Origin of the sequence: Bacillus cereus group sp. BfR-BA-01453 (assembly GCF_022662915.1) — a bacterium.
GTDB lineage: Bacteria > Bacillota > Bacilli > Bacillales > Bacillaceae_G > Bacillus_A > Bacillus_A paranthracis.
The window spans coordinates 185,038-211,391 of sequence record NZ_JAKUEN010000005.1; the positions used below are offsets into that span (position 1 = coordinate 185,038).

A 26,354-nucleotide genomic window follows, 5' to 3' on the forward strand; every position below is an offset into this window, starting at 1 on the left:
GGTAAGGCATGAGAACGAAAAAGAATAGGCTGTTAAAAAGTAAAGACCTCATGATGGTTGTACCATCATAGAGTGTTATGTGCAATGATAGAATAGAAAATAAAGTACGAGCTTAGGCGAGATGACATTTTACCGGGCGATAAATATAAACACATGGAATGTATATTAAACTAACGAACTCGTACAAACTCGTAAGTTTTAACGTAGTAGTTGTCACGACATATAAAAGGTGTCATACTGTTACTACAAAACTTACAAATTTACGCGACTTAAAAACATATGAACTTAAAGCACTTGATTGTCAATTAAAGGCAACAAGTGCTTTTTTGCGTTTTAGCGTAAAAATTTAAAAGAGCATTATAATTTTATAAGTGCATTAAGTGTTAAATTTTTATTGTTGTTTTATAGATTGTAATGGCTATGTACAGTGTACGACGATAGTAGAGGGAAAAATAAAGGGGTGTGTTATTTTTTGAATTCATCGTAAAGTACGTTTTAACGGATGGACGTTATGCACACGTTATCCGCAAAAAACGGGTAAACGTTACAGGAACTTTAATTGCTGTAACGGGAGAGGAATCAATATGGAAGAGAAAGTAGTTGGTTATGTACGAGTTTCAACAGAAGGACAAGTGCGTGAAGGTTATAGCTTAACGTATCAAGTAGAAGAAATCGAACGGTACTGCGCTGGAAATAAATTACAACTTATTCACATATACGAAGATAAGGGAATTAGCGGAGCGACAGTAGATGAAGATGGATTAACAGTTGAACGTGAAGGTTTACAAGGATTATTGTCAGATATGGCGTATCATCAAGTGAGCAAAGTTATTGTACTCAATACATCTCGGTTATGGCGCTCTGATATGGCAAAAGTGTTAATACAACGAGAGCTAAAGAAATACAAGGTAGATGTGAAAGCAATTGAACAACCAAATTATAGTATATACACGCATGACCCAAATGACTTTTTAGTAAATGGCATGTTAGAACTACTAGATCAATATCAACGTCTTGAGATTGCATTAAAGCTAAGTCGAGGTAGAAAAAAGAAAGCGGAAAAAGGGGGATATGCAGGTGGCGGTGTGATGTTTGGTTATAGAGTAAAGAAAGGACAAAAAGTGTTAGAAGTAGATGTGGAGAAAGCAGTAGTTGTACGGAGACTATTTGAATTAAGACACTTTTTTAAACATTGGTCGCTAACTCAATTGGCAGAAAGACTGAATAGGGATGGTTATCGTACAGAGAAAGGAAAGCTGTTTACGAAAGTACAAGTGAAACGTATGTTAGACCGAGAGAACTTTTATCGAGGGGTGTATACATACGGACAAATACAAACAAATGGGAAACATCCAGCAATTATTTTATAAATTCACTTAAAAAATTAGCTCATTTTACTATATGTACTTATGAAATTATGAAAATGGATAGGCTTGCGTACCTATGCGCATCGGAAGATGAACGCTCGAACTAAGGTTGCCGACATTTTTATATATGACTAAATCATTGAATAGAGGGATGAGTTATGCATAATAGACAGAACTATTTGTATGTAGGAGTAGATTTACATAAGGAGCATCATACGGCTGTTATTATTAATTGTTGGCAAGAGAAACTAAGAGAAATACAATTTGATAATAAACCATCTGCATTTTCGAAGTTCTTATTAGAAGTAGAGACATATGTGAGTGATGGTTTATCAGTTGTATTTGGTTTAGAAGATGTTGGTGGTTACGGAAGAGCATTAGCGAAATATTTAGTAGATCATGAACGAGTGGTGAAAGAAGTAAATCCAGCTTTATCATTTTTAGAACGAAAGAGCCAAGTGATGATACAAAAAAATGATAGTTGGGATGCGGAATGTGTGGCACGCATATTGGTAAACAAATTTAATCAATTACCAGATGCAAAACCAAACGATTTATTTTGATCGATACAACAACTAGTTTCAAGAAGGAATGCATTAGTAAAAGCACAAAGTGCATTAAAGAATCAATTACATATTCAATTAATCCACCATTATCCAAGTTATAAAAAGTTTTTCTCAGAGTTAGATGGAAAAACAGCATTAGCGTTTTGGCAGCAATATCCGTCACCCTCTTGTTTAGAGGGGGCAAATATAAAGCAATTAACAGCTTTTTTATTAGATGTTAGCAACAATACATGTTCAGTAAAGAAAGCAAGCGACATATTAAACCTTGTAAAAGAAGATGGACATACAATGAAGGAATATCAAGAAACACGAGACTTTTTAGTAAGAAGTATTGTACGGGATATTGAGTTTAAAAAGACAGAAATGAAATACATCGAGAGAGAATTAAAACAGCTAGTAAAACTACTAGATTATCAATTAGATACAATGCCGGGAATAGAACTTGTGACTGCATCAGCATTAATTGCAGAAATTGGAGATGTAAGGCGATTTCCAAATGCCAACAAATTAGCACGATTTGCGGGGATTGCGCCTGTTTACTTTGGTTCTGGTGGGAAAGGTAAGACACACAAAAGCAAACAAGGAAACAGGGCGCTACACGCTTTATTTTATAATTTAGCTGTACAACAAGTGCAAGTAGCGAAAGGAAGTAAGATACCACGGAATCCAGTGTTTCATGCGTACTACCAAAAGAAATTAAAAGAGGGAAAAACAAAAGGACAGGCTTTGGTGTGTATTATGAGAAGGCTTGTAAATATTGTATATGGCATGATGAAACATAAAACGGCATATGAATTGCCGGTAGTAGAAGAAAAAGAAGTAGTTTAATAAGGTGTACATGGTTTGCTTTTTTATTGTGAGGGTTTAAGATTACAACATAGGGTACGGGTAATAATTCTTCGAGTAAGGATGTTTATGGACCTTATTATGATGAGGCAAAAAAATTACACGAAACTAACCCTGATTGGTATCCTAATCCTGATGAATCTACAATAGTAAAGGGGAAATAACTAAAGGAAGCAAGAGCAGACTATCAAGCGTTGGTTAGAAGAGGGGAACTTGAAAAAGGTCACCATGTACAAGGTTTATCTTTTGGGAGAGAGAATGTAAGTTCAAATATAAAGAATACAGGAGAATCGACTATTCGTCGAGAGAAAATTGATGATTTGAATTTGGATTTTTATCATGAAATGGGTTATGGTAAAGAAAATGCTAAGGTACTAAAAATACATGAGAATGAAAATGGGATTATTGTATTTGGTAATAATCCACAACATACTGAGGTTACTGTTTTTCAAAATAAAGTTCTGAAATGGCAACGAGAAAATGGAAAGAGATAATTTAATGAAAGTAGGTGTATTTATGGGAGAAACGAGAAATCTTATGAATAGTATATGGTTTGGAGAAAAAACAATTTTAGCTAAATCGGAAATAAAAGAAAAAATTTTAAAATCTTTAACAGAAACGGAAGTTTTATTTAACTTAATAGAATTATTTAAAACGGGGGATTTTACTCAAAAACCACTATTAGTTCAATTAATGAATCAGACTAAAGATGAAGCGGTTCTGAATTTATGTATTAGAGTATTTTTATCTGTCGCAACACATGAAGACTTAAGGGATTCAAATAATCTCCGTTTTCTTAGTGAGGTAACTGAAGAAACAGTAGACACTTTTGCATCAGCAGCCACAACCTCACTTTCTCTTGAGGTAATTCCATATTTATTGGCTTTACTTGAAGAGTGGGAGGAATTCAGTGATACAGCTACTATTATAAGAGACTCTATTGATTCCTTTATTAATTTTGAAGATCAAATTGGTGAAGATGCAACTATAGATGAAATTGGAAATTTTTATTTTAAGTATTGTCAGGAGAAGGATACAAATAGTTATTATTTTCAACAGAATTTAGCTTTTCCTGGAGACTTAGCTAAAAAATTGATTCAGCGGGTTATGATTGCTGCTAATAATGAGGAGCAATTAAAAATGGAATTAATACCATCTTTATTATCAATTTGGACTGGTAAAAGAGTACCTGCGGATTACAACACTATTATTAGTGCAAGTAATTATAAAGATTTTATTGACTATATAAACGAACTTTCAAGTGAAAACTGGGAAAAGGGACAAAAATATTTTTACGGATATAAGCTTTAACTATAATCTATGGAAAACAAAATATATGTGAAGTGGATAGGAAAAAATAATAGTGTGTTTGAAAATACATACTTCATGATGGTTGTACCATCATAGAGTATTATGTGCAATGATAGAATAGGAAAAGAAGTACGAGCTTAGGCGAGATAACATTTTACTGGGCGATGAATATAAACACATGAACTGTATATGAAACTAATGAACTCGTACAAACTCGTAAGTTAAAACGTAGTAGTTTTTATGACATACAAAAGGTATCATATTTTTACTGCAAGATTTACAAATTTATGCTACTTAAAAACATATGAATTTAAAGCACTTGATTGTCAATTAAAGGGAACAAGTGCTTTTTTGTGTTTTAGCGTAGAAATAAGTTGGTACACGTATAATTTTATAAGTGTATTAAGTGTTAAATTTTATAGACTGTAATGGATTTGTACAGTGTATGACGATAGTAGAGGAAAAACTAAAGGGTTGTATTATTTCTTGAAATCATCGTAAAGTACGTTTTAACGGGTGATGTAAGAATACATATAATAAGAGGTGGAGTTATGTCTACTACAACGGTAAATAACGCTATTCAAAAAAGGGAGTCATCACAACAACAAGATGACGATGATCAAGAAGAAGGTACTGATGACGAAGGATAATGAAAAATAAAAAAGGATTTCTCATTAAATTTTAATAGATACCTTGACAGTTACAAATATAACCGATATACTTCATATTAATTTCAAAAGAAAATATATTCTAAATATTAAAATGTGTTGAATAGGAGTAGTAAGGTCGTATATTTGTACAGAGAGCTATGGGTTGGTGTGACATAGTCAAATGACATCCTGAACTCGCCTAGGAGCAGTAAGGTGGAACGGAATCACATTCTTAGTAAATCTTAACGGTTAACCTTCGATATTAGGTTTGTAATCAAACGATTACTACTAAGGTGGATTCATAATGGAATCAATAAGAGTGGTACCGCGTTAAGCAAATGGCTTAGCGTCTCTTTATATAGAGACGTTGGGCCATTTTTTATTTTATAGAAATAGAAATGGAGGGTTTATTTGAATTGGTCTATAAAATTTGTTTATTTATATAAAAAGATTTAATTAGGAGGAAAATGAAATGAAACAAACGGAGCAATGGACTTCGAAATTAGGTTTTATAATGGCAGCAGCAGGATCAGCAATTGGACTAGGTGCAATATGGAAGTTTCCTTATATCGCTGGCAAGAGCGGGGGAGGAGCGTTCTTTTTAATTTTTATATTATTTACAGTATTAATTGGACTACCACTACTTATAGCTGAATTTATGATTGGACGCAGTACACAGAAACAAGCGGTTGGAGCATTTAAAAGTATTGCACCAAATACAGGGTGGCACTGGATTGGACGCCTTGGCGTCGGAACGTGTTTTATATTACTTTCGTTTTATAGTGTTGTAGGTGGATGGGTGTTAATTTATTTATTCAGGGGAGTAACGGGACAACTTATTACTCCGGGACAAAATTACGGAGCATTATTTACTGAAACAATTGGAAATCCGACTTGGGCGATTATGGGACATTTCGCTTTTATGTTCATTACGATATGGGTTGTATCAAAGGGGGTACAAAACGGAATTGAAAAAGCAAGTAAATATATGTTGCCAGCATTGTTCGTTTTATTTGTCGCTCTTATTATTCGTTCGTTAACACTTGATGATGCAATGAAAGGTGTGAAGTTTTTCTTACAACCGGACTTCTCAAAGGTTACTTCGGAAAGTATTTTGTTCGCAATGGGGCAATCATTCTTTGCGATTAGTATCGGGATTTCAATTATGGTTACGTATAGTTCCTATTTAAATAAAAAAGAAAGTTTACCAAAATCAGCAATAACAATTGTTGGATTGAATTTATTTGTTTCATTATTTGCAGGACTTGCAATTTTTCCGGCCGTATTTTCATTAGGAATGGAGCCAACAGAAGGGCCTGGATTACTATTTATCGTATTACCATCAGTATTTAGTCAAATTCCATTTGGTGCGGTTTTCTTAACAGTATTTCTTGCACTATTTACATTTGCGACATTAACATCAGCATTTTCACTATTAGAGACAGTTGTTTCAGCAGTGACAAATGGTGAACAAGAAAGAAGAACGAAATTATCATGGATGATCGGTTTCGGCATTTTCTTAGTAGGCATACCATCAGCGTTATCATTTGGAGTATGGAGTGATATTACGATTTTCGGAAAGAATATTTTTGATGCAGTAGACTTTTTATCTAGTAATATATTAATGCCACTTGGTGCACTATTTATTAGTATTTTCGTTTCATTCAAAATGGAGAAGAAGGTGCTAGAAGCAGAGTTTTTTGTGGGTGGTAATTATGGAAAGAAAGTATTTACTTGTTGGGCGTTTTTACTTCGATTTGTAGCACCACTGGCAATTATCATCGTCTTTTTAAATGTAATAGGAATTATTTAACAATGGATGTTATAATATTCAGTAAAAAAGAAGGTGATGATCATAAAGGCGAATTTGATAGAAGCAGGGAAATACATGCATATTAGAGGCAAAAAGCTATACGTTGAAACGCATGGAAACCCTAAAAATAAACCAGTTCTATACTTACATGGTGGACCGGGAGAAAGTTGTTATGATTTTTCATTTCATCAAGCGGAACGTTTAAAAGATTCTTTATATGTAATTATGATAGATCAAAGAGGTGTTTGTCGCTCAGAAGAAATTACTGAGGACGAAGCTTTTGGATTAAAAGATTTAATTGAAGACTGTGAGGAACTAAAAAAAGTATTGCAAATTGAGAAGTGGTCTGTCATTGGACATTCTTTCGGTGGATATGTAGCATTGTTATATGCATCGATATATCCAAGTTCAATAGAGAAAATCATATTCGAAGGACCAACTTTCGATTTCGCGTTAACAAGTAAGGCCTTGTTACAAAAGACAGGGCGTTTATTAAAAAAGTATGGAAAAGAAGAAGTAGCAGAAGAGTCTCTTGTTTATTCATCTAGCAATGCTAGTTCAGAAGAGTTGTTAGAAGCTTATATAAGACTAAGTGACGAACTAGAAGAAAATAGAATGGAGATTTACAATAATAAGGAAGATGTGACAGACGAGAGTTTGTATAGTGATGAAGAGTGGGAAGTATTTTCAAATCGCTCCAAGATTCATTTTGATAAATTAAAATTAGAAGGAGCATTCCATACTTCATTATTACCTAAGATAAAAGATATAACAAACCCAATGTTATTAATTGTAGGAAAACATGATGTAGTAACCTGTGAAAAACAAATTGAAACGTTTAATAAAGAAGCTCGAAACGGTAAGTATATCGCATTTGAAGAGAGCGGTCATTCACCTCATTATGAGGAAGCAGATAGATTCGCAGACACAGTCATACATTTTTTGAAATGAAGAACAGGGTGCTTCTATAAATGAGAAGCACCCTTTCTAAATTTCTGGATATGTAATTGTGACGTTAGGCCACTTACTTTGCCAATTCTTTTTAATAACTCTGTTCTTGTACATATGTATACGCTCTTTCGATTCCAGAAAATGAGCTGTTGGTCTCACTTGTAAGGAAAGAACATCTTCAATGCCGCACGGAGCTGTTAATATAACTTTGTTTTTTTCGTCTAATGTAACACCTAAAGCCGTTGCTGTTTCAGGGAATTTAGAAATAGCATTAACAGAAGAAGAGTACGGTGGCATATTATTCACTACATGCATACGAGCTTGATTTTTTACAGACCAAGGGATAGAGGCATCCAAATTTATCAGTTTCTTTTCTAATAATTGTTCGTATATCTCATCTTTACGAAAAGGATCAAAATAAATGACATCAACGTCTGGTGTAGTTGTTCTTATTTCGTAGTTATGTAAAGTATCCCAAATTTTAGAACGAACAAAGCCGGCGCAAATCCACCAATCAGGTAGCTCTAGTGATTTTGCTAATTGTAATACGTTTATCATCCATTCGTCGTTTTCTATTAAGCGGACTATATCTTGCTCTGTTTGTATTTTCATTTGTTATCTCACCTTCTTTTTTAGAGAGTGCATTAATTCATAAGCTTTATAATCCATGTAATCCAGTAAGCACCTGGTATGAATAACAGTTGAGCTAGTAATGTACCAAAAAGTCTAGAAATCATTAGCCAAGCATACATTTTACTCATTGTTTCAGCACCTTCTTCTGATTGAAGAGCACGCTCTGTTAAAAGAGCAATACGTGGATCTAATAGCACTGTTAATAAAATAGTAGCAAAACCATTAATAAGACCAGAAGCTGTAGTGGCTTTTGTTGCGAAAGCTGGAATTAAAAAAGAAGCATATAATGCGGAAAGAACCCCCGCTGTATAAATAGCAGTAGCAAACATGTTAATAAGCATAATACGTTTTGGAATACCACCGATACGTAGCCTATGAATCATTTCGAATTTTGGAAAGCGTATATATTTTTTGGTGTACTTTAATTTTTGGATGTTATTCGTTTTCATCATTCGAATGAATGAACCATCTGTTTCAAAATTTTGAATGACGTATCCAAATAGTTTTGTCAAAGTTGGATATAGTATAATCGCAAGCAACGTACCAACAGAAGCCGATAATAGAACGAGTCGCATAATATTCTCTAAATCAATAGAAGAATCTAGTTTTGCTTCATCGACAATCCCGCCAAGTAAAAAGGCTTGTAGTAAGTTTGACGTTCTTGAAATGAGTAATACGATTCCTACGACAGATAATGCAACAGCAATCTTCTTTAAACGAACTCCTGCTAATCGAATACTATAAGAGCTTGTTTCAACTGCGTGGATTACAATCGTGAAAGCCATTATAAAGATTAACGTAATTGACATTTGTTTCACCAGTTTCTATTAGAATAATTGTAACTTTTTTACTTTATCATATCTATTACATTTTGTAACTGAAAGTATGTGACATAGGAAAAGTAATTTTTCAGAAAAAAGATAGTGATAGTATTATAATAGAAGGGAAAGAGGGGAAATCTGTTATAGGTTACTTATAAAGTAAAATGAGTGGGGGATTGAAACGTGTACACAACATTTTTATTTGATTTAGATGGAACATTGACGGATCCGAAAGAAGGCATTGTAAATTCAGTTTTATATGCATTAAAAAAGCTTGGAATTGAAGAATTACATATAAACGATTTACATTCATTTATCGGTCCGCCCATCCAGCAATCATTCGTAGAGAGATATAATATGAATGAAGGAGAAGTTGAACGAGCTGTTTTTTATTTCAGAGAGTATGTAAAGCAACGAGGATTGTTGGAGAATAATGTTTACGAGGGTATTCCAAATCTTTTAAAACAATTAAAAGATACAGGCAATCGTTTGTTTATAGCTACTTCAAAACCTACTGTATTTGCAAAACAAGTACTAGATCATTTTCAACTAACGGATTATTTTGAAGGTATCATTGGAAGTAATTTAGATGGTACAAGAATAAAGAAAGAAGAAATTATTGCTCATATTTTACAAACAAATGAAGAACTTAATAAAGAAGAAATTGTTATGATTGGAGATAGAAAGCACGATATAATTGGTGCGAATCAGAATGGAATTGCATCAATCGGCGTTTTATATGGCTATGGTAGTGAAACAGAATTGACCGAAGTTGGTGCGACTCATATAGTAAATGATGTAAAAGAATTACATTATTTTTGTGTAGAAAATAGTTTGGTAAAGAAGTAAATATAGAGACTAAAAATCCCTCTATAACAGATGACGATGAATTCGTTTATGTTTAAAGGGATTTTTCATATGTAATCGAATACTTATAATTAGACATTTTTAGCATGAAAAATTTGTATGAATTAGAGGAGGGATGTCAGAAATAAAAGATTAGAATAAATTTATCAATAAAATTTAGAATTTTCAGTTTAATGGAGGGGTATACTTGGAGCTAGTTATTATATTATTAGCACTTAGTTTATTAATGTTTGTAGCGTATAAAGGATTTTCTGTTATTTTATTTGCACCGATATTTGCATTATTTGCGGTATTTTTGACAGAGCCTAGTTTTGTATTACCTTTCTTTTCGAATATTTTTATGGAGAAAATGGTAGGTTTTATTAAACTATATTTTCCTGTATTTTTACTCGGGGCAATATTTGGGAAAGTAGTAGAAATGTCAGGGATTGCGGACTCAATTGCAAAGACAATTATAGAGTTAGTTGGTGAAAAACGTACAATATTAGCGATTGTATTAATGGGTGCTATTTTAACGTATAGTGGTGTTAGTGTGTATGTAGTAGTGTTTGCTGTATATCCGTTCGCAGCTAAGTTGTTTCGACAAGCGAATATTCCAAAACGTTTAATTCCTGGAACGATTGTTCTTGGAGCGGTCACGTTTACGATGGATGCGCTACCTGGATCACCACAAATTCAAAACGTAATACCTACAACTTTTTTCAAAACGGACATTTATGCTGCGCCGATACTTGGTATTGTAGGGGCAATTTTTGTACTTACGTTAGGTTTACTATATTTAGAGAGTAGACGTAAGAAGGCAAAGGCAGCTGGAGAGGGATATTTTGGTTTTAACGATGGGAATACGGAAATGGCAGCTTCTTTACAAGCAGAACAAAAAGATATGCAGCTGGTTAAAAATATTGAAATTACAAGAGCGCAGCAAGTAATTGCTTTTATACCACTTATTTTAGTAGGTGTAATGAATAAAGTTTTTACTATTATGATACCGAAGTGGTATCCGAATGGTTTTGATTTTTCTGCAATTGGTATGAAAGCATTTGGAAAAGTAGAATTAAGTGCAGTAGTTGGAATCTGGTCAGTAGAATTAGCACTTATCATAGGTATAGTAACAACGTTATTATTATATTGGAAACGAGTCGTAACAGGATTCCAAGCTGGATTGAATACAAGCATTGGTGGAGCGCTACTTGCAACAATGAATACAGGAGCTGAGTTTGGATTCGGTGGTGTTATCGCAGCACTTCCAGGTTTTGCGATTATGAGAGATGGCATTTCTGCCACGTTTACAAATCCACTAGTGAACGGAGCAGTCACGACGAATATTTTAGCTGGCATTACAGGTTCTGCATCAGGAGGAATGGGAATCGTTTTAAGTGCAATGGGTGATAAGTTTATTGCAGCAGCTAATCAATTTGATATTCCGTTAGAAGTAATGCATCGTATCGTATCAATGGCATCAGGAGGAATGGATACATTACCACATAACGGAGCTATCATTACTATTCTTACAGTCACTGGGTTAACACATAAACAATCTTATAAAGATATATTTGCTATTACAGTTTTGAAAACGCTTGCTGTTTTTTTAGTTATCGCGTTCTATACTTTAACAGGAATTTATTAAATAGATATTTTATAGACGAAAATATTAATTAGGGAAAGAAGAGGTGGAGTACTTGCAAGAAGTTGCTGAATTTCGTATGCCGAAGTCTGTATTATATGGAAGAAATTCGCTTGAAAAACTGGGGGAACAATCCAAGAAGTTTGGAAAAAGAGCTTTTATAGTAACCGATACAATTATGGAGAATTTAGGATATGTTGAGAGTTGTATACAACAATTAAATACAAAAGGTATTACCGTTATTACATATAATAAAGTAAATGCTGAGCCTACAAATATACACGTGTTAGAGGCGTTAACTATTTGTAAAGAGGAAAAGTGTGATTTTATTATCGGTCTTGGTGGTGGAAGTTGTATCGATGCAGCAAAAGCAGTTGCGGTGTTATATACAAATGGCGGAGAAGTAGAAGATTATGTCCAAAAGGATATGGAAATAGACAATGATCCGCTACCGCTCATTGCAATTCCAACAACTTCGGGTACTGGGTCAGAAGTAACAAGTGTAGCAGTAATTACGAATAAACGAACAGATGTAAAAATGATGATGAAGCATCCGAGTTTTACCCCGCAAGTAGCGATTATTGATCCGATTTTAACACGTTCTGTACCACCTCATATTACAGCAGCAACAGGGATAGATGCATTATGTCATGCAGTCGAAGCATATATTTCTAAAGTTTCACAATCACTTACAGATGTACTCGCTCTTTCCGCTATTGAAAGTATTATGAAATATTTACGTATTGCATATGAAGATGGAGACAATATGGAGGCAAGAGAAGCGATGATGATTGCTTCCTTACAAGCTGGAATTGCATTTTCAAACGCATCTGTTACATTAGTTCATGGAATGTCAAGACCAGTAGGAGCGTTATTTCATGTACCACATGGTATATCAAATGCAATATTATTACCTACAGTTTTAGAATATACAAAAGGTAGTGCGGTAAAAAGATTAGCGGAAATTGGCCGCTGTTTAAATAAAGATATGTATTCTTATTGTGATGAAGAAGTAGCCGACTACACGCTGATGGAAATAAAAAAACTTTGTTTTGATCTTCGTATTCCAAATTTAAAAGAATACGGAATTGGTGAGGTTGAATTTGAAAAAGCTGTTTCTAAAATGGCGTCAGATGCAATTGAAAGTGGAAGTCCAGCAAATAACCCACGTGTGCCATCATATGATGAAATTAAACAGTTGTATCGAGAATGTTTTCATTATCGATATGAAGATTCTATAAAAACATTAGGTGGTTAATTTCAGAATATTCTTATAAAATTTCCTTGGAAATAGTTAAAGCAAGACTTTATATTTCAAACGTAAAGTCTTGTTTTATTGTGTATAATATACATAATAAAATGTCGTAATTATCTTGAATAAATAGTATAAGGTGGGTGTGGGTTTAATGAAAACGATAGGTCTTATTGGTGGTATGAGTTGGGAATCAACTGCTGAATATTATCGAATCATAAATGAAGAAATAAAAAGTAGATTAGGTGGGTTACATTCAGCTAAATGTTTAATTAATAGTGTAGACTTTGAAGAGATTGAAGGATTCCAGTCTAGCGGTGATTGGGATAGTGCAGGAGAAATTCTAGGGAATGCAGCATATTCATTACAAATGGGAGGCGCAGACTTTATTATTATTTGCACAAATACAATGCATAAAGTAATTGAGAAAATAAAGGAGAATATTCATATTCCAGTTTTACATATCGCAGATGCAACTGCGAAAGAAATGAAAAGAAAAGGTATTCAAACTGTTGGTTTACTTGGAACAAAATATACAATGGAGCAAGATTTCTATAAATCACGTATTAAAGAGAATGATATAAAAGTCATAGTGCCATTAGAAAAAAATAGAGAAAAAATAAACGAAGTCATATATACAGAATTATGTTTAGGAAAAATCGTATCTCAATCCAGAGAGTATTATAAAACAGTTATAGAAGATTTAGTGCAAAAAGGCGCACAGGGTATCATTTTAGGATGTACAGAAATAGGATTATTAATTAAGCAGGAAGATGTATCCATTTCGATATTCGACACAACCCATATACATGCAGTTGAAGCAGTTCATTTCGCTTTACAAAATAGATTATAATTATATTATGTAACCTAGTTCGCATGTGTGGAAAACATTCAGAAAATATTTTATAATGTAAGTGGTTACATTGTAGGGGGAATGCGTATGTTTTTAGTTCAACCAATCGCATTTGTACATAATGAAAGAAAGCAAATAAAAGATGATCAGTGGGGAGAAGTAAGATCCTATATTACTTTAACTGAAATGTATACAGAGGAAAGTATACAAGGGATTGAAGATTTTTCTCATATTGAAGTAGTTTTTTATTTTCATAAAGTAACTGATGAACAAATTCAATATGTTGTTAGACACCCTAGAAATAATAATGATTATCCTAAAGTAGGCATTTTTGCACAGCGCGGGAAAAATCGTCCGAATCGCATAGGAGCAACCATTGTAAAGGTAATGAAAAGAGAAGGTAAATCAATTATTGTTGAGGGGTTAGATGCTATTGATGGCACCCCTATATTGGATATAAAGCCAATAATGAAAGAGTTTATGCCGAAAGAAGAAATTGTACAGCCTAAATGGGCAACGGATATAATGAGACAGTATTGGAAGGGGAATGGAGTAAAATGAGAATATATGAGGCAACAATTGCAGATTTAGATGGACTAGCATCAGTTTTTAATAACTATCGTATGTTTTATAGACAAGATTCCGATCTAGAAGGAGCAAAAGTATTTTTACGAAATCGAATGGAGAGAAAAGAATCTGTTATCTTCGTAGCAGTTGAAGACGGTGAATATATTGGATTCACGCAATTATATCCATCATTTTCTTCTATTTCGATGAAAGAATTATGGATTTTAAATGATTTATTTGTACAAGCTGCTAAGCGCGGGGCAGGAACAGGGAAAAAATTATTAGAAGCTGCGAAAGGATTCGCCTTAGAAAATGGTGCGAAAGGTGTAAAATTACAAACAGAGATTGATAATTTATCAGCACAGCGATTATACGCTGAAAATGGATATTTGAGAGATAATCGTTATTTCCATTATGAGTTAACGTTTTAAATAATATTAGATGAAAAGAGGCGCTTTCATTTTGAAGGCGTCTCTTTTCATTTGCATTATAGTTGACTTAAAAGCCAATTTGTCGCATCTTCAAAGTTTTCTGCAATGTAGTTTGGTTCAATATGTGCCCACTTGTCTCGGTACGTATGTAAAGCGTCGTATCCAGCGCCTGTTCGTACTAAAATCGTTGACGCATTCACTTTTGCTCCTGCAACGATATCAGTCCAGCGATCACCAATTACAGCACATTGTGTTAAATCAAGCCCGTGTTTTTCGGCTGCTTGTAGCAGCATGCCTGTATTTGGTTTACGACATTCGCAACCATCACCGTGTTTATGAGGACATACATAAATATCATCAAAACCGAAGCCTTCTAATTCTTGTACAAAATCGGCTACAGTTGCTATCCCATCCGCGATACCTGGCTGGTTTGTAAAAGAGAAAATTTTTATATGATTAGCTTTTAGTTTTTGTAGAGCTACTTTTGTAAAAGGGAATAATGTAAAGGATCCTGGGTAATGTATGGTAGTATCGCCACCAATTGTACCGTCACGATCAATGAAAATTGCTTGAATGTTTGTCATAGTTATAGTCCTTTCAATTAATAAGTAGTTTAAAAATGTTTTACAAATCGATATCCATTCACTTCATATCCTAATTTTTTGTAAAAAGGATGAGCTTCTACTCTTTTTATTCCACTAACTAGCCATGTGCCAATGCAATTATGCTTCTTTGCTAATTGCTCAGCATAATCCATTAATACTTGCCCAATGCCTTTCCGTCGTATTGTAGAATCAACGCTAATAATTGAAATTTCCCCATAACGAGTTACATCTTCTAAATTTTCACGTATACGAAACCCAAGTAATCCAAATATAGTTTCTTCTTCCTCATAAACATATAAAAAATCAAAAGGACTCATTTGTACGAATTGCAATCGGTTGTTCATATCTTCATAGGAAATAGAGGAACCTTTTAATTCTTTCGTCAAAGAGCAAAGCGCATCTATATCGTCTATCGTAGCTTCACGAATTTGAAAAGACATATTATCCACTCCAATTAAATGTAATCAAACATTAAGTATTCTGTTAAAAAATATTTATTCCTGCTAGGAAAATAAATATTTTATAATGATATATAGATAGTTATATGTTATTCTTTTCCTAGTTTGTATTGGAAATGGAAAGAAGGGGAATGTATGTTAGAAGTAAATATCCGTTCTGCTGGATATGAAATAGGTGAAAAAACAATTCATGATATTGCCTTTTCGATTGAGCAAGGCGAATTAGTTGCTCTTATTGGCGCAAATGGTGCCGGGAAAAGTACGACGATTAAAACGATGCTCGGGTTACTTGTAAATGTGGATGGTGAAATATCATTTGGCGAGAAGAAAAATCCGTATGCATATGTGCCAGAACACCCGACATATTATGATTATTTGACGCTTTGGGAACATATTGAATTATTAATGGCAGCTCGCGAGAACGAAGCCGGAAGCTGGGAACGGAAAGCTGAAGAGTTATTACATATGTTTCGAATGGATAAGCATAAACATGAGTATTTATCAAAGTTTTCTAAAGGTATGAAACAAAAATCCATGCTTATATTAGCGTTTTTAACAGAACCAGATTTTTATATCATTGACGAACCTTTTATCGGACTAGATCCAGTAGCTACGAAAGAGTTTTTAAGTTATTTATATAAAGAAAAAGAACGCGGGGCAGGAATTTTACTTTGTACGCACGTATTAGATACAGCTGAAAGAATTTGCGAAAGATTTTTACTCATCTCTCAAGGTACATTAGTCGCAGATGGCCATTTAGAGGCAATTCAAACGTTAGCAGAAATGCCAGGAAGTTCATTATTAGATTGTTTTGATGTAATCGTAAGGCGTGAACAGCATGATTAAAAAACAATTTTATAAAAGATTACGCCATGAACTGGGGCGCAAATGGAAGTCCATACGTTCTATAACTGATTGGACGGTTGCGCTATATATTATTATTCCGGCACTTATATTTATGGGAATTTATTATCGTTCACTATGGATGGAAGAACTAGCGATAGGAGAGACGGTTTATTTCGGATTAGGCCTACTCGCATTTTATGTGATTACATATGCAAGAGGAGTTCGGTCATTTTTTGAGCAAGCGGATAGTTTATTTTTAATTTCGTATCCTGTTCACATGAAAAAGTTAATCCAGTATGGCATGACATATACGTTTATTCGAATAGCAATAACGAATGTAGTAGTTGTTGTTGCGATGTTACCAGTGTTGATGAAAAGTATTGGAGTGACGAAGATACAAGTCGTATTATTTTGGCTATTCTTTACTGTATTTCGATTTTTGTTGGCGTTATTAACGAGATTTATTCATGTACGTGTGGGGAAACGATGGCTACTATGGATTATAAAAAATGTAATATTTTCTATAAGTCTATCCTTTTTTGGATTGAGTTTGTTTCTTATTTATAAAAATCCATTGTATTCTATACTAAGTATCGGTCTAGCAGTGTTTCTAATTATCATATTGATAAAAGAAAAATTAAATTATAAAAATTGCTTTTTTAAAGAAGTTGAGAGAGAAAAAGAAGAAAGTATGCGCTGGACGAGTGGGATTATGCAAGTTGGTGGTCATACAGCTAAACCGAGTAGTTCGAATAAAAAGCCGTGGATGTTTCCACGTTCTAAAAAGTTTTTAGGGAAGAAAACTGATAATCGTATTGTTGAATCCTTTTTGAAAGAATTTTTCCGTACAAGTAGTGCACGAATATTTTATATTCAAATTGTATGTATAAGCGCGATAAGTATTGTTATGAGTCCTAGGTGGATTGCAGCTATTATTCTTGCATTTGCTTTATTTGCAATTTCCCGCTATGCACGCGATTATTGGGTTGAATTTGCGAAAAAAATGTTTCTTCATTTATATTGTGATGAAGGCAAATTACTCTTGTTAAGATGGAAGGCAGATCGCTATTTATTACTTCCAGTAATACTTTTGTATGGAATAGTTATACTTTCTCATTTTTATTTATTGCCAGCTGTAATTGCCGGGATTATTTTTATAGTATTAATTGGTTGGATAGTATTCTTACCATAGAAAAAAGAGCCGAAAAATGGCTCTTTTTTCTAATCCGTAACACATTGATAAATAAAATATACTAAAACGAGTATGCTTGCGGCGGAATACATGACATCTAAAGTCATCGGATCTCCTCCTCATTATTGTTGTATTTTTATTGTATGAAATCTTACAATTTCATATTCAAGTGAAAAATATGTGAACGTTAACAAAATTGTAAAGTGCAAAAATTACAATCATTTTGTATAATAGAGAAAACAACCGTTATATAAAATATAATGAGTGAAAGGGGAGGAAACATACATGCCAAATTGGTTTAGAAAAACCTTAGTCGCATTAATTACCGTATTTACATTTGGTTTAGTGACGCCTCCTTCCATATTGCTTGATAATGCCAAAGCTGCGGACAAGCCTACAAGCACAGCTGGGCAACAAAATTTGGAGAGTACGTCCTATACATATGAAGAAACGAATGACAGGTTAACCACCGATACTTTTATTACTTACGCAATGCAAGAAGCAGAGAAGCAGTCGATGCAAAAGTTTGGCACTAAAATTGGTCCAGTAATTGAAGATGAGTTTAAGGATGTAATACTACCAAAAATTGAAGAGGCAATTGCTGAACTAGCAAATGATGTGCCAGAAGAATCGCTACAATCATTAGCGATTTCTCAAAAACCAGCTGGTGGAAATAATGAAAAGATTTTTCACGTTTACGATACGAAAACAGGAAATGACTTATTGCGTTTCCACGTAAGAAGAGATCATCCACCGCAAGATGGGTATTATTTTAATTTCCACTACCACCGTTTTGATGATGGATACTCTGGACACCATGAGTTAGGGAATATTTATTGGAATACGAATGTACCGCCAAAGTGGCTTTCTTAAAAAGAACAAGAGAAAATCTTGTTCTTTTTTATGTTTATAGAAGGGTAAGACGACTATGTTGTTGAATAAGATAGGTTTAGAAAAAGAGGCAAAGGGAGTATGGGAATGCAAAAATATATTGTTTTTGACTTTGATGGCACATTAGTAGATTCACAAAATATATTTGTACCGATTTATAATCAACTTGCTGAAAAACATGGGTATAAAGCAGTAAAGGAAGACGAAATTGAACATTTACGTAAATTAACGATGCCAGAGAGATGTAAACAACTTAATGTACCACTGTATAAACTACCGATATTAGCGTTGGAATTTTATAAATTATATCAGCCTGCTATAAAAAATTTCGTTTTGTTCCATGGGATGAAAGAAGTATTAGATGAACTACATAAAAAAGGCTACGGAATTGCAGTCATCTCATCGAACTTAGAAGAGCACATTCGGGCATTTTTACACAATAATGATATAGAAAATATACAAGAAGTGTATTGTTCTAAAAATTTATTTGGTAAAGATAAAATGATAAAAAGGTTTTTAAAATCGAAAAAAATAACAGAGAAAGATATGTTATACGTCGGTGACGAACAACGAGACGTAGCAGCGTGTAAAAAGGCTGGGGTGAATGTAATATGGGTATCTTGGGGGTATGATGTTATTGAAACAGTGAAAAAAGATGCACCAGATTATATGGTGAATACACCGATGGAAATTGTGCAAGTAGTACAAGGGGCGTATTCTTAATATGAATGCACTTCGAGCAGGTATTCATCATATTGAATTTTGGGTAGCGAATTTAGAGGAGTCCATTTCTTTTTATGATATGTTATTTTCTATAATTGGCTGGAGAAAGTTAAATGAAGTAGCATATAGCACAGGAGAAAGTGAAATATATTTTAAAGAAGTAGATGAAGAAATCGTAAGAACTTTAGGACCAAGACATATTTGTTACCAAGCTATTAATAGAAAAGTAGTTGATGAGGTAGCAGAATTTCTTTCTAGCACGAAAATAAAGATAATACGTGGTCCGATGGAAATGAATCATTATTCGGAAGGGTACTATACGATTGATTTTTATGATCCGAATGGGTTTATTATAGAAGTGGCTTACACACCAAATGTAGAAATGTAAGGAGGAATATACATGAAAACAATTGCAACATGGCAAAACAATATACAAATAGTAAAAGATGCAGCGAATATTGAAGAAATTTCTAAAGGTTTCTCACCTGATAGGAAATATATAGTTACGACAATTAATAATGAAAAATATATGGTACGGATTGGCGATGTACAAGAGTATGAAAGAAGGAAAATAGAGTTTCAAATTTTAAATGAAATGGTAAAACGTAACGTAAAGGCGCAAAGGCCGATTGAAATAGGTATATTGGAAGAAGAAGGTGTATATAGTATTTTCTCATATATAGAGGGGGAAGATGCGAAAAAGTTGTTGCCTACATATACGCCAAAAGAACAATATGAGATTGGTATAGAGGCAGGGAAAGATTTAGCAAAAATGCATACATATGAAGCTCCTGAGGATATTCTTCCATGGTATGAAAGAGCAATGAAAAAACATCAAAAATATGTAGAGGCATATAAAACGTGCGGAATAAAAATAAAAAATGATGATAAAATCATTAAGTTTATCGATGAAAATGAAATATACTTAAAGAATCGCCCAAATCGATTTCAACACGATGATTTTCATTTAGAAAATATAATTGTAAGGGATGGGAAATATGTAGGTGTTGTTGATTTTAATGGTTATGATTGGGGCGATCCACTTCATGATTTCGTAAAAATTGCACTATTTGCAAGAGACATTAGTATTCCGTATTCAATCGGACAAATAGAAGGATACTTTAATGGTATAATACCAAAGGAGTTTTGGAAATTATATGCGGTGTACGTAGGTATGACAGTTTTCTCATCAGTTGTCTGGTCATTACGAGCAGCACCGCATATGTTAGATGATACGTTAGAACGCCTTACTATCGTTTTAGAAGATCATAAAAACTTTGAGTTATTAAAGCCAATTTGGTTTCAACCAGAAAAGATTGATATGAAATAGAAAAGGTAGGTGTGATTCACACCTACCTATTATTTTTTACCATTCTTCGTTTTGAAGTAGTTGTAATGCTAACTTTACATCTATATCTTCTTGTATATGTTCCGGAGTCCACGGAATATGTATATGTGGTTGTATACCAATTCCGGACATTCCTTCGCCTTTATCTATAATAGAAAGTCGTGAAGTAGGATAATAAAGAGCGAATGTATCAGCCCATTCCATTACTGCTAAATTAGAATAATCATTTACACCAGCAGTAGGACGACCTATTACTTTTACTTTCAATGGTTTTTTTGCAACTTCTACAAAAGAATCGCCAGAACTCCCACATGTAACATCTGTTAATATGACTACTTTACTAGGTGATTTTCGTCCATGTATTTTTAATGATTGAAGTTCTTTTGGTAAACTAGAAGTATTAAATGTAACGAATCCTTTTTTATAATTCTTTTTTAAATCTTGAATAAACATATTAGTGAATAATTTGGAAAGTTCGTCTAAAGAATCATAATCTTCCATTTCCATTTTCATGTCTTTCATACGTAAATGAAAGTTTCGTTCTGTATGATTTAATTGCATTGTTTCTGAAGAATAGAAAAGAGAAATTTCTTTGTCTTCAAATAAGTAAGGAAGTAGGTTGAAAAATGCATCATCACTTCCGCCACGATTTAATCGCACATCTATAATTAAATTCGGAAAAGCATTAAGCTCATCTTTGTGTGAGTCTAATAATGTATTGATAGCTTCAGCATTTGCGAAGTCTGTCAAAGTAATTAAGAGTGTATTTTTATTACATTTTTCTATTGAATATATAGGTGTATATTTGCTCTGTTTATATTTTTGTAAAGTAATTGTTTGGGGCAATCCATTTTCATCTATAAGTGTACAATTTGAAAACTTTGATAAAACATATCCCCATTTTTCACGTTCATATGAATTCTCATTTAAATACTTTTTATATTTTATTAATAAATCAGGAATCTTCATATTGTCTAATGCAAGGATAGCTTGTCCTTTTTTTACTCTTTTTTCTTCTAAAGTAGATGTAATATATAAGCGATCTTCGTATCTTTTCACTTGGAAGCCCACGTTGTTAAGAGGTTGATCGCTAGTGCTAATTTTGAAAAACATATGATTGTCTTTATAGTCTAGTAAGTAGTCATTTACAATTTCAGTAAAGCGTACTGGTGTTAGTTCTCCTTGTTTCTCTAGTTTCTCGATTGAATGTAAATAAGTAGTGGGATCGTCCCATCCTTTCTTATCTATACAGCCTGAATAATCGTGATGAGTAATCGAAACAACTTCTTTAAAAATTTCTGTGTACATAGCTTTTCCTCCAGATAATTTAATTAGATAAATAATAGAATTCGGTATCCTTTATGTATTATCCTTTTTGCATAGAGAAAAGGGGAATAGAGGGAAGAGTTATCGTCCCTCTATTAAAATATTTATTTTGTTTTCTTAAATACAAGTGGCTGAGTACTAAGTGTAGCTGGCACATGTAACTGAAGGGATGGAAATTCACCACTCACACTCATTTCATAAGCGAATAATAAACTCATTTTCATTTGGAATAAGTCAACTTTTGCAGAGAAGATGTCGTAATGATGATGTGTTAATTGAATGTCCATTTCCATGAATTGCACAAATAATGAATCATCACGCTTGTATACTTGTAATGTTCCGTATGCAGGATGTTCGAAAGTACCAGTATAATCCTCTAATTTGTGAGAAGGTGTAGTCCCTTTAATTTGTTCTGGAATGGATTCAGTTGCTTCTTTCATCATTTCCTTCATTTTTTCAGTATCTTCTACAGCACGTTTATGCCAATCAATGGATTCTAATTCAAGTAGTTCGTCATAAATTTGATTAGCTAGATAAGTAGGCAGTAATGTGCCTCCAGCATTCGTTAAAATGACAAGGCCGATGTTTTCTGTTGGTATGAAAGAAACAAGCGCTGAAAATCCATCAATATTACCACCATGATGAATCACCTTATTACCACGATAAGCGCTTATAAACCAACCAAGGCCGTAACTATTTAATGGAGATTCAGGAAGTGATAAAACTGGTTGATCTGGAATTGAATTGTGTGGTGTATACATTTGTTGTAATAATTCAGAGGAGATTAATTCGTGATCTCCAAATTTTCCATTGTTTAAGTGAAGAAGTACCCAATTTGCCATATCTTCAATTGTAGAATTAATACATCCAGCAGCACCGACTGTATCGATGTTGCGGAATGGAACTTCTTTTATTTCACCATCATTTTCAATGTAAGGTAAAGCATAGTCTTCTGTCGTTTGTGAATCGGTAACAGAGAAGTTTGTATGTCTCATATTTAAAGGTTCTAAAATATGTTCTGTAGCGTATTGCTCCCACGTTTGATTTGTGATGTTTTCTACAATATAGCTAATTGTCGCATACATTAAGTTGTTATATAGAAATGAAGTCCGAAACGGTGCATCAAGTGGTAAATGCTTTATTTTTTCAACGAGATCTTTTCGAGATAAGGAAGAGCTATACCAAAGAGCCTCATGGCGGCTTACGCCAGTTCGATGAGAAGCTAAATCTCGTCCGGTAACTTGTGAGCTAGCAAGTAGTTCAGATAAAGAGAAGTTTTGTATATAAGACTGGACAGGAGCATCCCAATTAAACTTTTTTTGCTGCGCTAATAAGCTTAATGAAAGTGTGCCAAAAGCTTTCGTTGAGGAACCGATTGCAAACAAAGTACGCGGTGTAACAGGGGCTTTTGTCTCTAAATTACGATAGCCGAAACCTTCTGAAATAATCATTTCACCGTCTTTTATAATAGCTACAGCAGCTCCCGGAACATTTAAATCCTTCATCATTTTTTCAACCGTTGTTTGTAAAGAAGTCATAACAGGAGTTTCAATTTTAGACATACTTTTAACCTCCAAATATAATTTTTGTTCTACCGCACTATACTTTCGGTAATAGAAAATGAAAACCTTTTTAATTATGGAAAGTTAATAATTTTGTAAGGATGAATAAAGTTATTATTTATTTAGAATTTTATTTTTATTATAATTAATTTAAATTAAGATTTAGAAAAGATGGTGAAGAAGTGTGCTAACAATAAAAAAATTGCTCTGTGATAATAAAAATAATCCGATAGGTATAGATTCGAAAGTTGTTAAAATTAGTTGGCAACTCGAGTCGAGTAACCGAAATGCAAAACAACTTGCGTATCAATTGCAGGTTGCGAAGGATAGAGAGTTTCAAACTATAGTATTTGATTCGCAGAAGGTAGAGACAGATCAAAGTTTATATATACCAATCAATTCGTTTTCATATAGTACGGAAACACGCTATTTTTACCGAGTGAAGGCATGGGATAATCATGAAGAAGAGTCAGCTTGGTCAGAAGTAGCATTTTGGGAGACTGGATTACAAGGGCAAGATAATTGGAGCGGGAACTGGATTGCTGCGAAAAAAGAGCGCACACAGGTAATGTCTTTTAATAAAAGCTTTTCTATTAAAAAATTAGTTAAAAAAGCACGTTTATATATTACTAGTTTAGGATTATACGAGGCTTCTATAAATGGAGAGCGTATTGGAGATTGTTATTTTACCCCTGGATGGACAAGTTATGATAAAAGGATATTGTATCAAACATATGATATAACGCATGTATTAAAGATTGGGTATAATGATATTTCTACTCTGGTAGGTAACGGCTGGTATAAAGGGCCGATTACTATGCAGCATGTACGTAATTATTACGGGAAAAGACGTGCGATAATTGCTCAAATACATATAACATATGAAGATGGAACGAAAGAAAAAATTGTAACAGATGAATCATGGAAAGTAACTCCAAGCCCTATTTTGTATTCGGAAATTTATGAAGGAGAAGTTTATGACGCTAGGCTAGAAGAAAGTGAACAAGTGCTAGAAGATGTTGAAGTAATTGTGCATTCTAAACAAATAATTGTTGCACAAGAAAATGAAGCAATTCGTAAAATGAAAATTATAAAACCAATCGCTATTTCAAAACTACCAAATCATGAATGGCTTATTGATATGGGGCAAAATATGGTAGGTTGGGTTCGGTTTAAAGTCCGTCATGTTTATACTGGACAAAAGATAGAATTGCATCATGCTGAAATATTAAATAAAGACGGTAGCTTTTATACTGGGAATCTTCGAAAGGCAAAACAAAAAATAGTGTATATAGCAAAAGGAGAGGAAGAGGAAACGTTTGAACCTCATTTTACCTATCAAGGCTTTAGGTATGTGAAAATAAGTGGATTAACCCAGCCCCCTCAAATAGCAGATTTTGAAGGGGGTGTATTACATACAGATATGGAAAAAGCGACTGAATTTAAAACGTCTAATCCATTAATCAATCAACTGCATCAAAATGTGGAATGGTCTCAAAGAGGGAACTTTTTTGATGTGCCAACAGATTGTCCGCAGCGAGATGATCGACTTGGATGGACAGGAGATGCACAAATGTTCATTGGGGCGGCTACACAAATTATGAATGTACAATTGTTCTTTAAAAAATGGCTCCAAGATTTATCATTAGATCAAAATGTGAATGGAGCTGTGCCCTTAGTTATTCCAGATGCATTTGGGAAAAGAGCGGATTTTGATTTACATACTTCTGGCGGTTGGGGCGATGCAGCAATTATTTGTCCATGGGTTCAGTATTTACATTACGGAGATGTATCCATTTTAAAAGAGCAATATGACAGTATGAAGAAGTATATAGATTACATACGTTCACGAGGTGAAAATGAGTATTTATGGGATACAGGCTATCATTTAGGGGATTGGCTCGCATTAGATACGAAACCAGATGTATTTGAAGGCGGAACAGACAAGCACTTTATTGCGACGGCTTTTTATGCATATTCTACATCGATTTTACGAAGAATTGCTGAAATTTTAGGTAAAAATACAGATGCTAAGTATTATGCAGATTTACATAGAAATATTGTTCAAGCGTTTCAAAATGAATTTGTTACACCGAATGGTAGGTTAATTTCAAATACCCAAACAGCCCACATATTAGTACTTCTTTTTGAACTAGTGAAAGATAATGTGAAGGAGAAAGTATTTAATCGATTAATTGAGCTTTTAAAAGCAAATAAAAATCATTTAACAACAGGTTTTATAGGAACACCGTATTTAAATTTAATATTAAGCAAGTTTAACCGTCATGACCTTGCTTGTAAGCTTCTATTTCATGAAGATTATCCATCATGGTTATACCAAGTGAAACAAGGTGCCACAACGATTTGGGAACATTGGGATGGCGTGAAAGAGGATGGGACACTTTGGAATGATAGTATGAATTCTTACAATCATTATGCATATGGCTCTATCGTTGAGTGGATATACCGTTATATTGTTGGATTAGAAGTGGATGAAGCCAAACCTGCATATAAACATTTTTATGTACAACCACATTTTGATTCAAATTTAGAATGGATTAAAGTGAAACGTGAAACAGCTTATGGAGAAATTAAGATTGAGTGGCGTTTAGAAATGGAACGAGCATCTTTACATGTATATGTACCACCTAATACGAGTGCTACATTACGGATAGACGAAATGAATTGGAAAGCAGAGCATAATATTGAAAGAGATTTAGGGTCAGGTGATTATAAATTTACATTTTGTAAAAATATAAAGCAGTAGAATTCTGTTAATATAGAAATATTTTTTATTGATTATGATGATTAAATTTACTGTTTTTCATGGTATGATAAATTCCATATAAGA

At 33.6% G+C, this 26,354-nt stretch carries 25 protein-coding genes, 2 pseudogenes and 1 other annotated feature; of the genes and pseudogenes, 21 read left to right on the forward strand and 6 right to left on the reverse strand.

All coding sequences use genetic code 11. The features are described from left to right. Positions 1–462 precede the first annotated feature (462 nt). The 8 genes and pseudogenes from MR070_RS13250 to MR070_RS13280 all read left to right on the forward strand — a co-directional run bounded on the left by MR070_RS13250 (position 463) and on the right by MR070_RS13280 (position 7,504). Positions 463–600 carry a hypothetical protein gene (locus MR070_RS13250; protein WP_080449845.1) on the forward strand — a complete coding sequence of 46 codons (138 nt, stop codon included), beginning with the start codon at positions 463–465 and terminating at the stop codon, positions 598–600. After that, a complete protein-coding gene (locus MR070_RS13255) occupies positions 585–1,370 on the forward strand; it encodes a recombinase family protein (protein WP_242261457.1) in 786 nt (261 codons plus the stop codon). Before MR070_RS13250 ends, MR070_RS13255 begins: the two co-directional genes overlap by 16 nt. A 155-nt stretch (positions 1,371–1,525) precedes the next feature. Then, positions 1,526–2,761, forward strand: a pseudogene (locus MR070_RS13260) (IS110 family RNA-guided transposase). A gap of 212 nt (positions 2,762–2,973) precedes the next feature. Beyond that, a complete protein-coding gene (locus tag MR070_RS13265; RefSeq protein WP_139895506.1) occupies positions 2,974–3,273 on the forward strand; it encodes a hypothetical protein in 300 nt (99 codons plus the stop codon). A 4-nt stretch (positions 3,274–3,277) separates the two neighbouring features. After that, positions 3,278–4,090, forward strand: coding sequence for an Imm47 family immunity protein (gene imm47, locus MR070_RS13270; protein ID WP_139895505.1), 813 nt, complete (start codon positions 3,278–3,280; stop codon positions 4,088–4,090). A 509-nt stretch (positions 4,091–4,599) separates the two neighbouring features. Beyond that, positions 4,600–4,740, forward strand: a pseudogene (locus MR070_RS27315) (PepSY domain-containing protein); the annotation flags it as partial. Positions 4,741–4,848: 108 nt separating this feature from the next. Beyond that, positions 4,849–5,097: a binding site (T-box leader), on the forward strand. 115 nt (positions 5,098–5,212) lie between these two features. After that, positions 5,213–6,553: a sodium-dependent transporter gene (locus MR070_RS13275; protein ID WP_242261458.1), complete on the forward strand. Its 1,341-nt coding sequence runs from the start codon at positions 5,213–5,215 to the stop codon at positions 6,551–6,553. Between the two features lie 36 nt (positions 6,554–6,589). After that, entirely contained in the window at positions 6,590–7,504 is a 915-nt protein-coding gene (locus MR070_RS13280; protein ID WP_080776495.1) for an alpha/beta fold hydrolase, read from the forward strand. Between the two features lie 36 nt (positions 7,505–7,540). On the opposite strand, the gene MR070_RS13285 is transcribed toward MR070_RS13280, so the two are convergent. Then, on the reverse strand, positions 7,541–8,116 hold the full coding sequence (locus MR070_RS13285) for a nucleotidyltransferase family protein (protein ID WP_097852385.1): 576 nt from the start codon (positions 8,114–8,116) through the stop codon (positions 7,541–7,543). A 32-nt stretch (positions 8,117–8,148) separates the two neighbouring features. Further along, entirely contained in the window at positions 8,149–8,946 is a 798-nt protein-coding gene (locus MR070_RS13290) for a lipid II flippase Amj family protein (RefSeq protein ID WP_139895590.1), read from the reverse strand. A gap of 195 nt (positions 8,947–9,141) precedes the next feature. Here MR070_RS13290 and MR070_RS13295 point away from each other — a divergent pair, with 195 nt between their 5' ends. The 6 genes from MR070_RS13295 (at position 9,142) to MR070_RS13320 (ending at position 14,552) form a co-directional block, all read left to right on the forward strand. Beyond that, entirely contained in the window at positions 9,142–9,807 is a 666-nt protein-coding gene (locus MR070_RS13295; RefSeq protein WP_139895502.1) for an HAD family hydrolase, read from the forward strand. A gap of 205 nt (positions 9,808–10,012) precedes the next feature. After that, on the forward strand, positions 10,013–11,452 hold the full coding sequence (locus MR070_RS13300) for a GntP family permease (protein ID WP_070805909.1): 1,440 nt from the start codon (positions 10,013–10,015) through the stop codon (positions 11,450–11,452). A gap of 52 nt (positions 11,453–11,504) precedes the next feature. Continuing rightward, positions 11,505–12,707 (forward strand): alcohol dehydrogenase EutG, encoded by a 1,203-nt coding sequence (gene eutG / locus MR070_RS13305; protein WP_001158500.1) that lies wholly within the window; start codon positions 11,505–11,507, stop codon positions 12,705–12,707. Between the two features lie 148 nt (positions 12,708–12,855). Beyond that, positions 12,856–13,554 carry an aspartate/glutamate racemase family protein gene (locus MR070_RS13310; RefSeq protein ID WP_242261459.1) on the forward strand — a complete coding sequence of 233 codons (699 nt, stop codon included), beginning with the start codon at positions 12,856–12,858 and terminating at the stop codon, positions 13,552–13,554. 87 nt (positions 13,555–13,641) lie between these two features. After that, on the forward strand, positions 13,642–14,115 hold the full coding sequence (gene tsaA / locus MR070_RS13315; RefSeq protein ID WP_242261460.1) for a tRNA (N6-threonylcarbamoyladenosine(37)-N6)-methyltransferase TrmO: 474 nt from the start codon (positions 13,642–13,644) through the stop codon (positions 14,113–14,115). Then, entirely contained in the window at positions 14,112–14,552 is a 441-nt protein-coding gene (locus tag MR070_RS13320; protein ID WP_001223874.1) for a GNAT family N-acetyltransferase, read from the forward strand. The genes tsaA and MR070_RS13320 overlap by 4 nt, the downstream gene beginning before the upstream one ends. A gap of 56 nt (positions 14,553–14,608) precedes the next feature. Here the strand turns inward: MR070_RS13320 and MR070_RS13325 are convergent, their stop codons facing one another. Both MR070_RS13325 and MR070_RS13330 read right to left on the reverse strand, forming a co-directional pair. Further along, positions 14,609–15,136, reverse strand: a complete 528-nt coding sequence (locus tag MR070_RS13325) for an HAD-IIIA family hydrolase (protein WP_000181892.1) — start codon at positions 15,134–15,136, stop codon at positions 14,609–14,611. A gap of 29 nt (positions 15,137–15,165) precedes the next feature. After that, on the reverse strand, positions 15,166–15,597 hold the full coding sequence (locus MR070_RS13330; RefSeq protein WP_000009781.1) for a GNAT family N-acetyltransferase: 432 nt from the start codon (positions 15,595–15,597) through the stop codon (positions 15,166–15,168). Between the two features lie 153 nt (positions 15,598–15,750). Here MR070_RS13330 and MR070_RS13335 point away from each other — a divergent pair, with 153 nt between their 5' ends. The 6 genes from MR070_RS13335 to MR070_RS13360 all read left to right on the forward strand — a co-directional run bounded on the left by MR070_RS13335 (position 15,751) and on the right by MR070_RS13360 (position 20,597). Beyond that, a complete protein-coding gene (locus MR070_RS13335) occupies positions 15,751–16,461 on the forward strand; it encodes an ABC transporter ATP-binding protein (protein WP_000895245.1) in 711 nt (236 codons plus the stop codon). Next, complete coding sequence (locus MR070_RS13340) at positions 16,454–17,653, forward strand: ABC transporter permease (protein WP_242261461.1); 1,200 nt, start codon at positions 16,454–16,456, stop codon at positions 17,651–17,653. Before MR070_RS13335 ends, MR070_RS13340 begins: the two co-directional genes overlap by 8 nt. A gap of 285 nt (positions 17,654–17,938) precedes the next feature. Then, positions 17,939–18,526, forward strand: coding sequence for a YpjP family protein (locus MR070_RS13345; protein ID WP_001134414.1), 588 nt, complete (start codon positions 17,939–17,941; stop codon positions 18,524–18,526). A gap of 105 nt (positions 18,527–18,631) precedes the next feature. After that, a complete protein-coding gene (locus MR070_RS13350; protein WP_041184213.1) occupies positions 18,632–19,267 on the forward strand; it encodes an HAD family hydrolase in 636 nt (211 codons plus the stop codon). 1 nt (position 19,268) lies between these two features. After that, entirely contained in the window at positions 19,269–19,655 is a 387-nt protein-coding gene (locus MR070_RS13355) for a VOC family protein (protein WP_242261462.1), read from the forward strand. A 12-nt stretch (positions 19,656–19,667) separates the two neighbouring features. After that, positions 19,668–20,597, forward strand: a complete 930-nt coding sequence (locus MR070_RS13360) for an aminoglycoside phosphotransferase family protein (RefSeq protein ID WP_000848234.1) — start codon at positions 19,668–19,670, stop codon at positions 20,595–20,597. A gap of 36 nt (positions 20,598–20,633) precedes the next feature. On the opposite strand, the gene MR070_RS13365 is transcribed toward MR070_RS13360, so the two are convergent. Both MR070_RS13365 and MR070_RS13370 read right to left on the reverse strand, forming a co-directional pair. Further along, positions 20,634–21,923, reverse strand: a complete 1,290-nt coding sequence (locus MR070_RS13365) for a S41 family peptidase (RefSeq protein ID WP_242261463.1) — start codon at positions 21,921–21,923, stop codon at positions 20,634–20,636. 122 nt (positions 21,924–22,045) lie between these two features. Then, positions 22,046–23,503, reverse strand: a complete 1,458-nt coding sequence (locus MR070_RS13370; protein WP_139895498.1) for a serine hydrolase — start codon at positions 23,501–23,503, stop codon at positions 22,046–22,048. Between the two features lie 184 nt (positions 23,504–23,687). Here MR070_RS13370 and MR070_RS13375 point away from each other — a divergent pair, with 184 nt between their 5' ends. Next, on the forward strand, positions 23,688–26,270 hold the full coding sequence (locus MR070_RS13375; RefSeq protein ID WP_242261464.1) for an alpha-L-rhamnosidase: 2,583 nt from the start codon (positions 23,688–23,690) through the stop codon (positions 26,268–26,270). Positions 26,271–26,354: the final 84 nt, after the last annotated feature.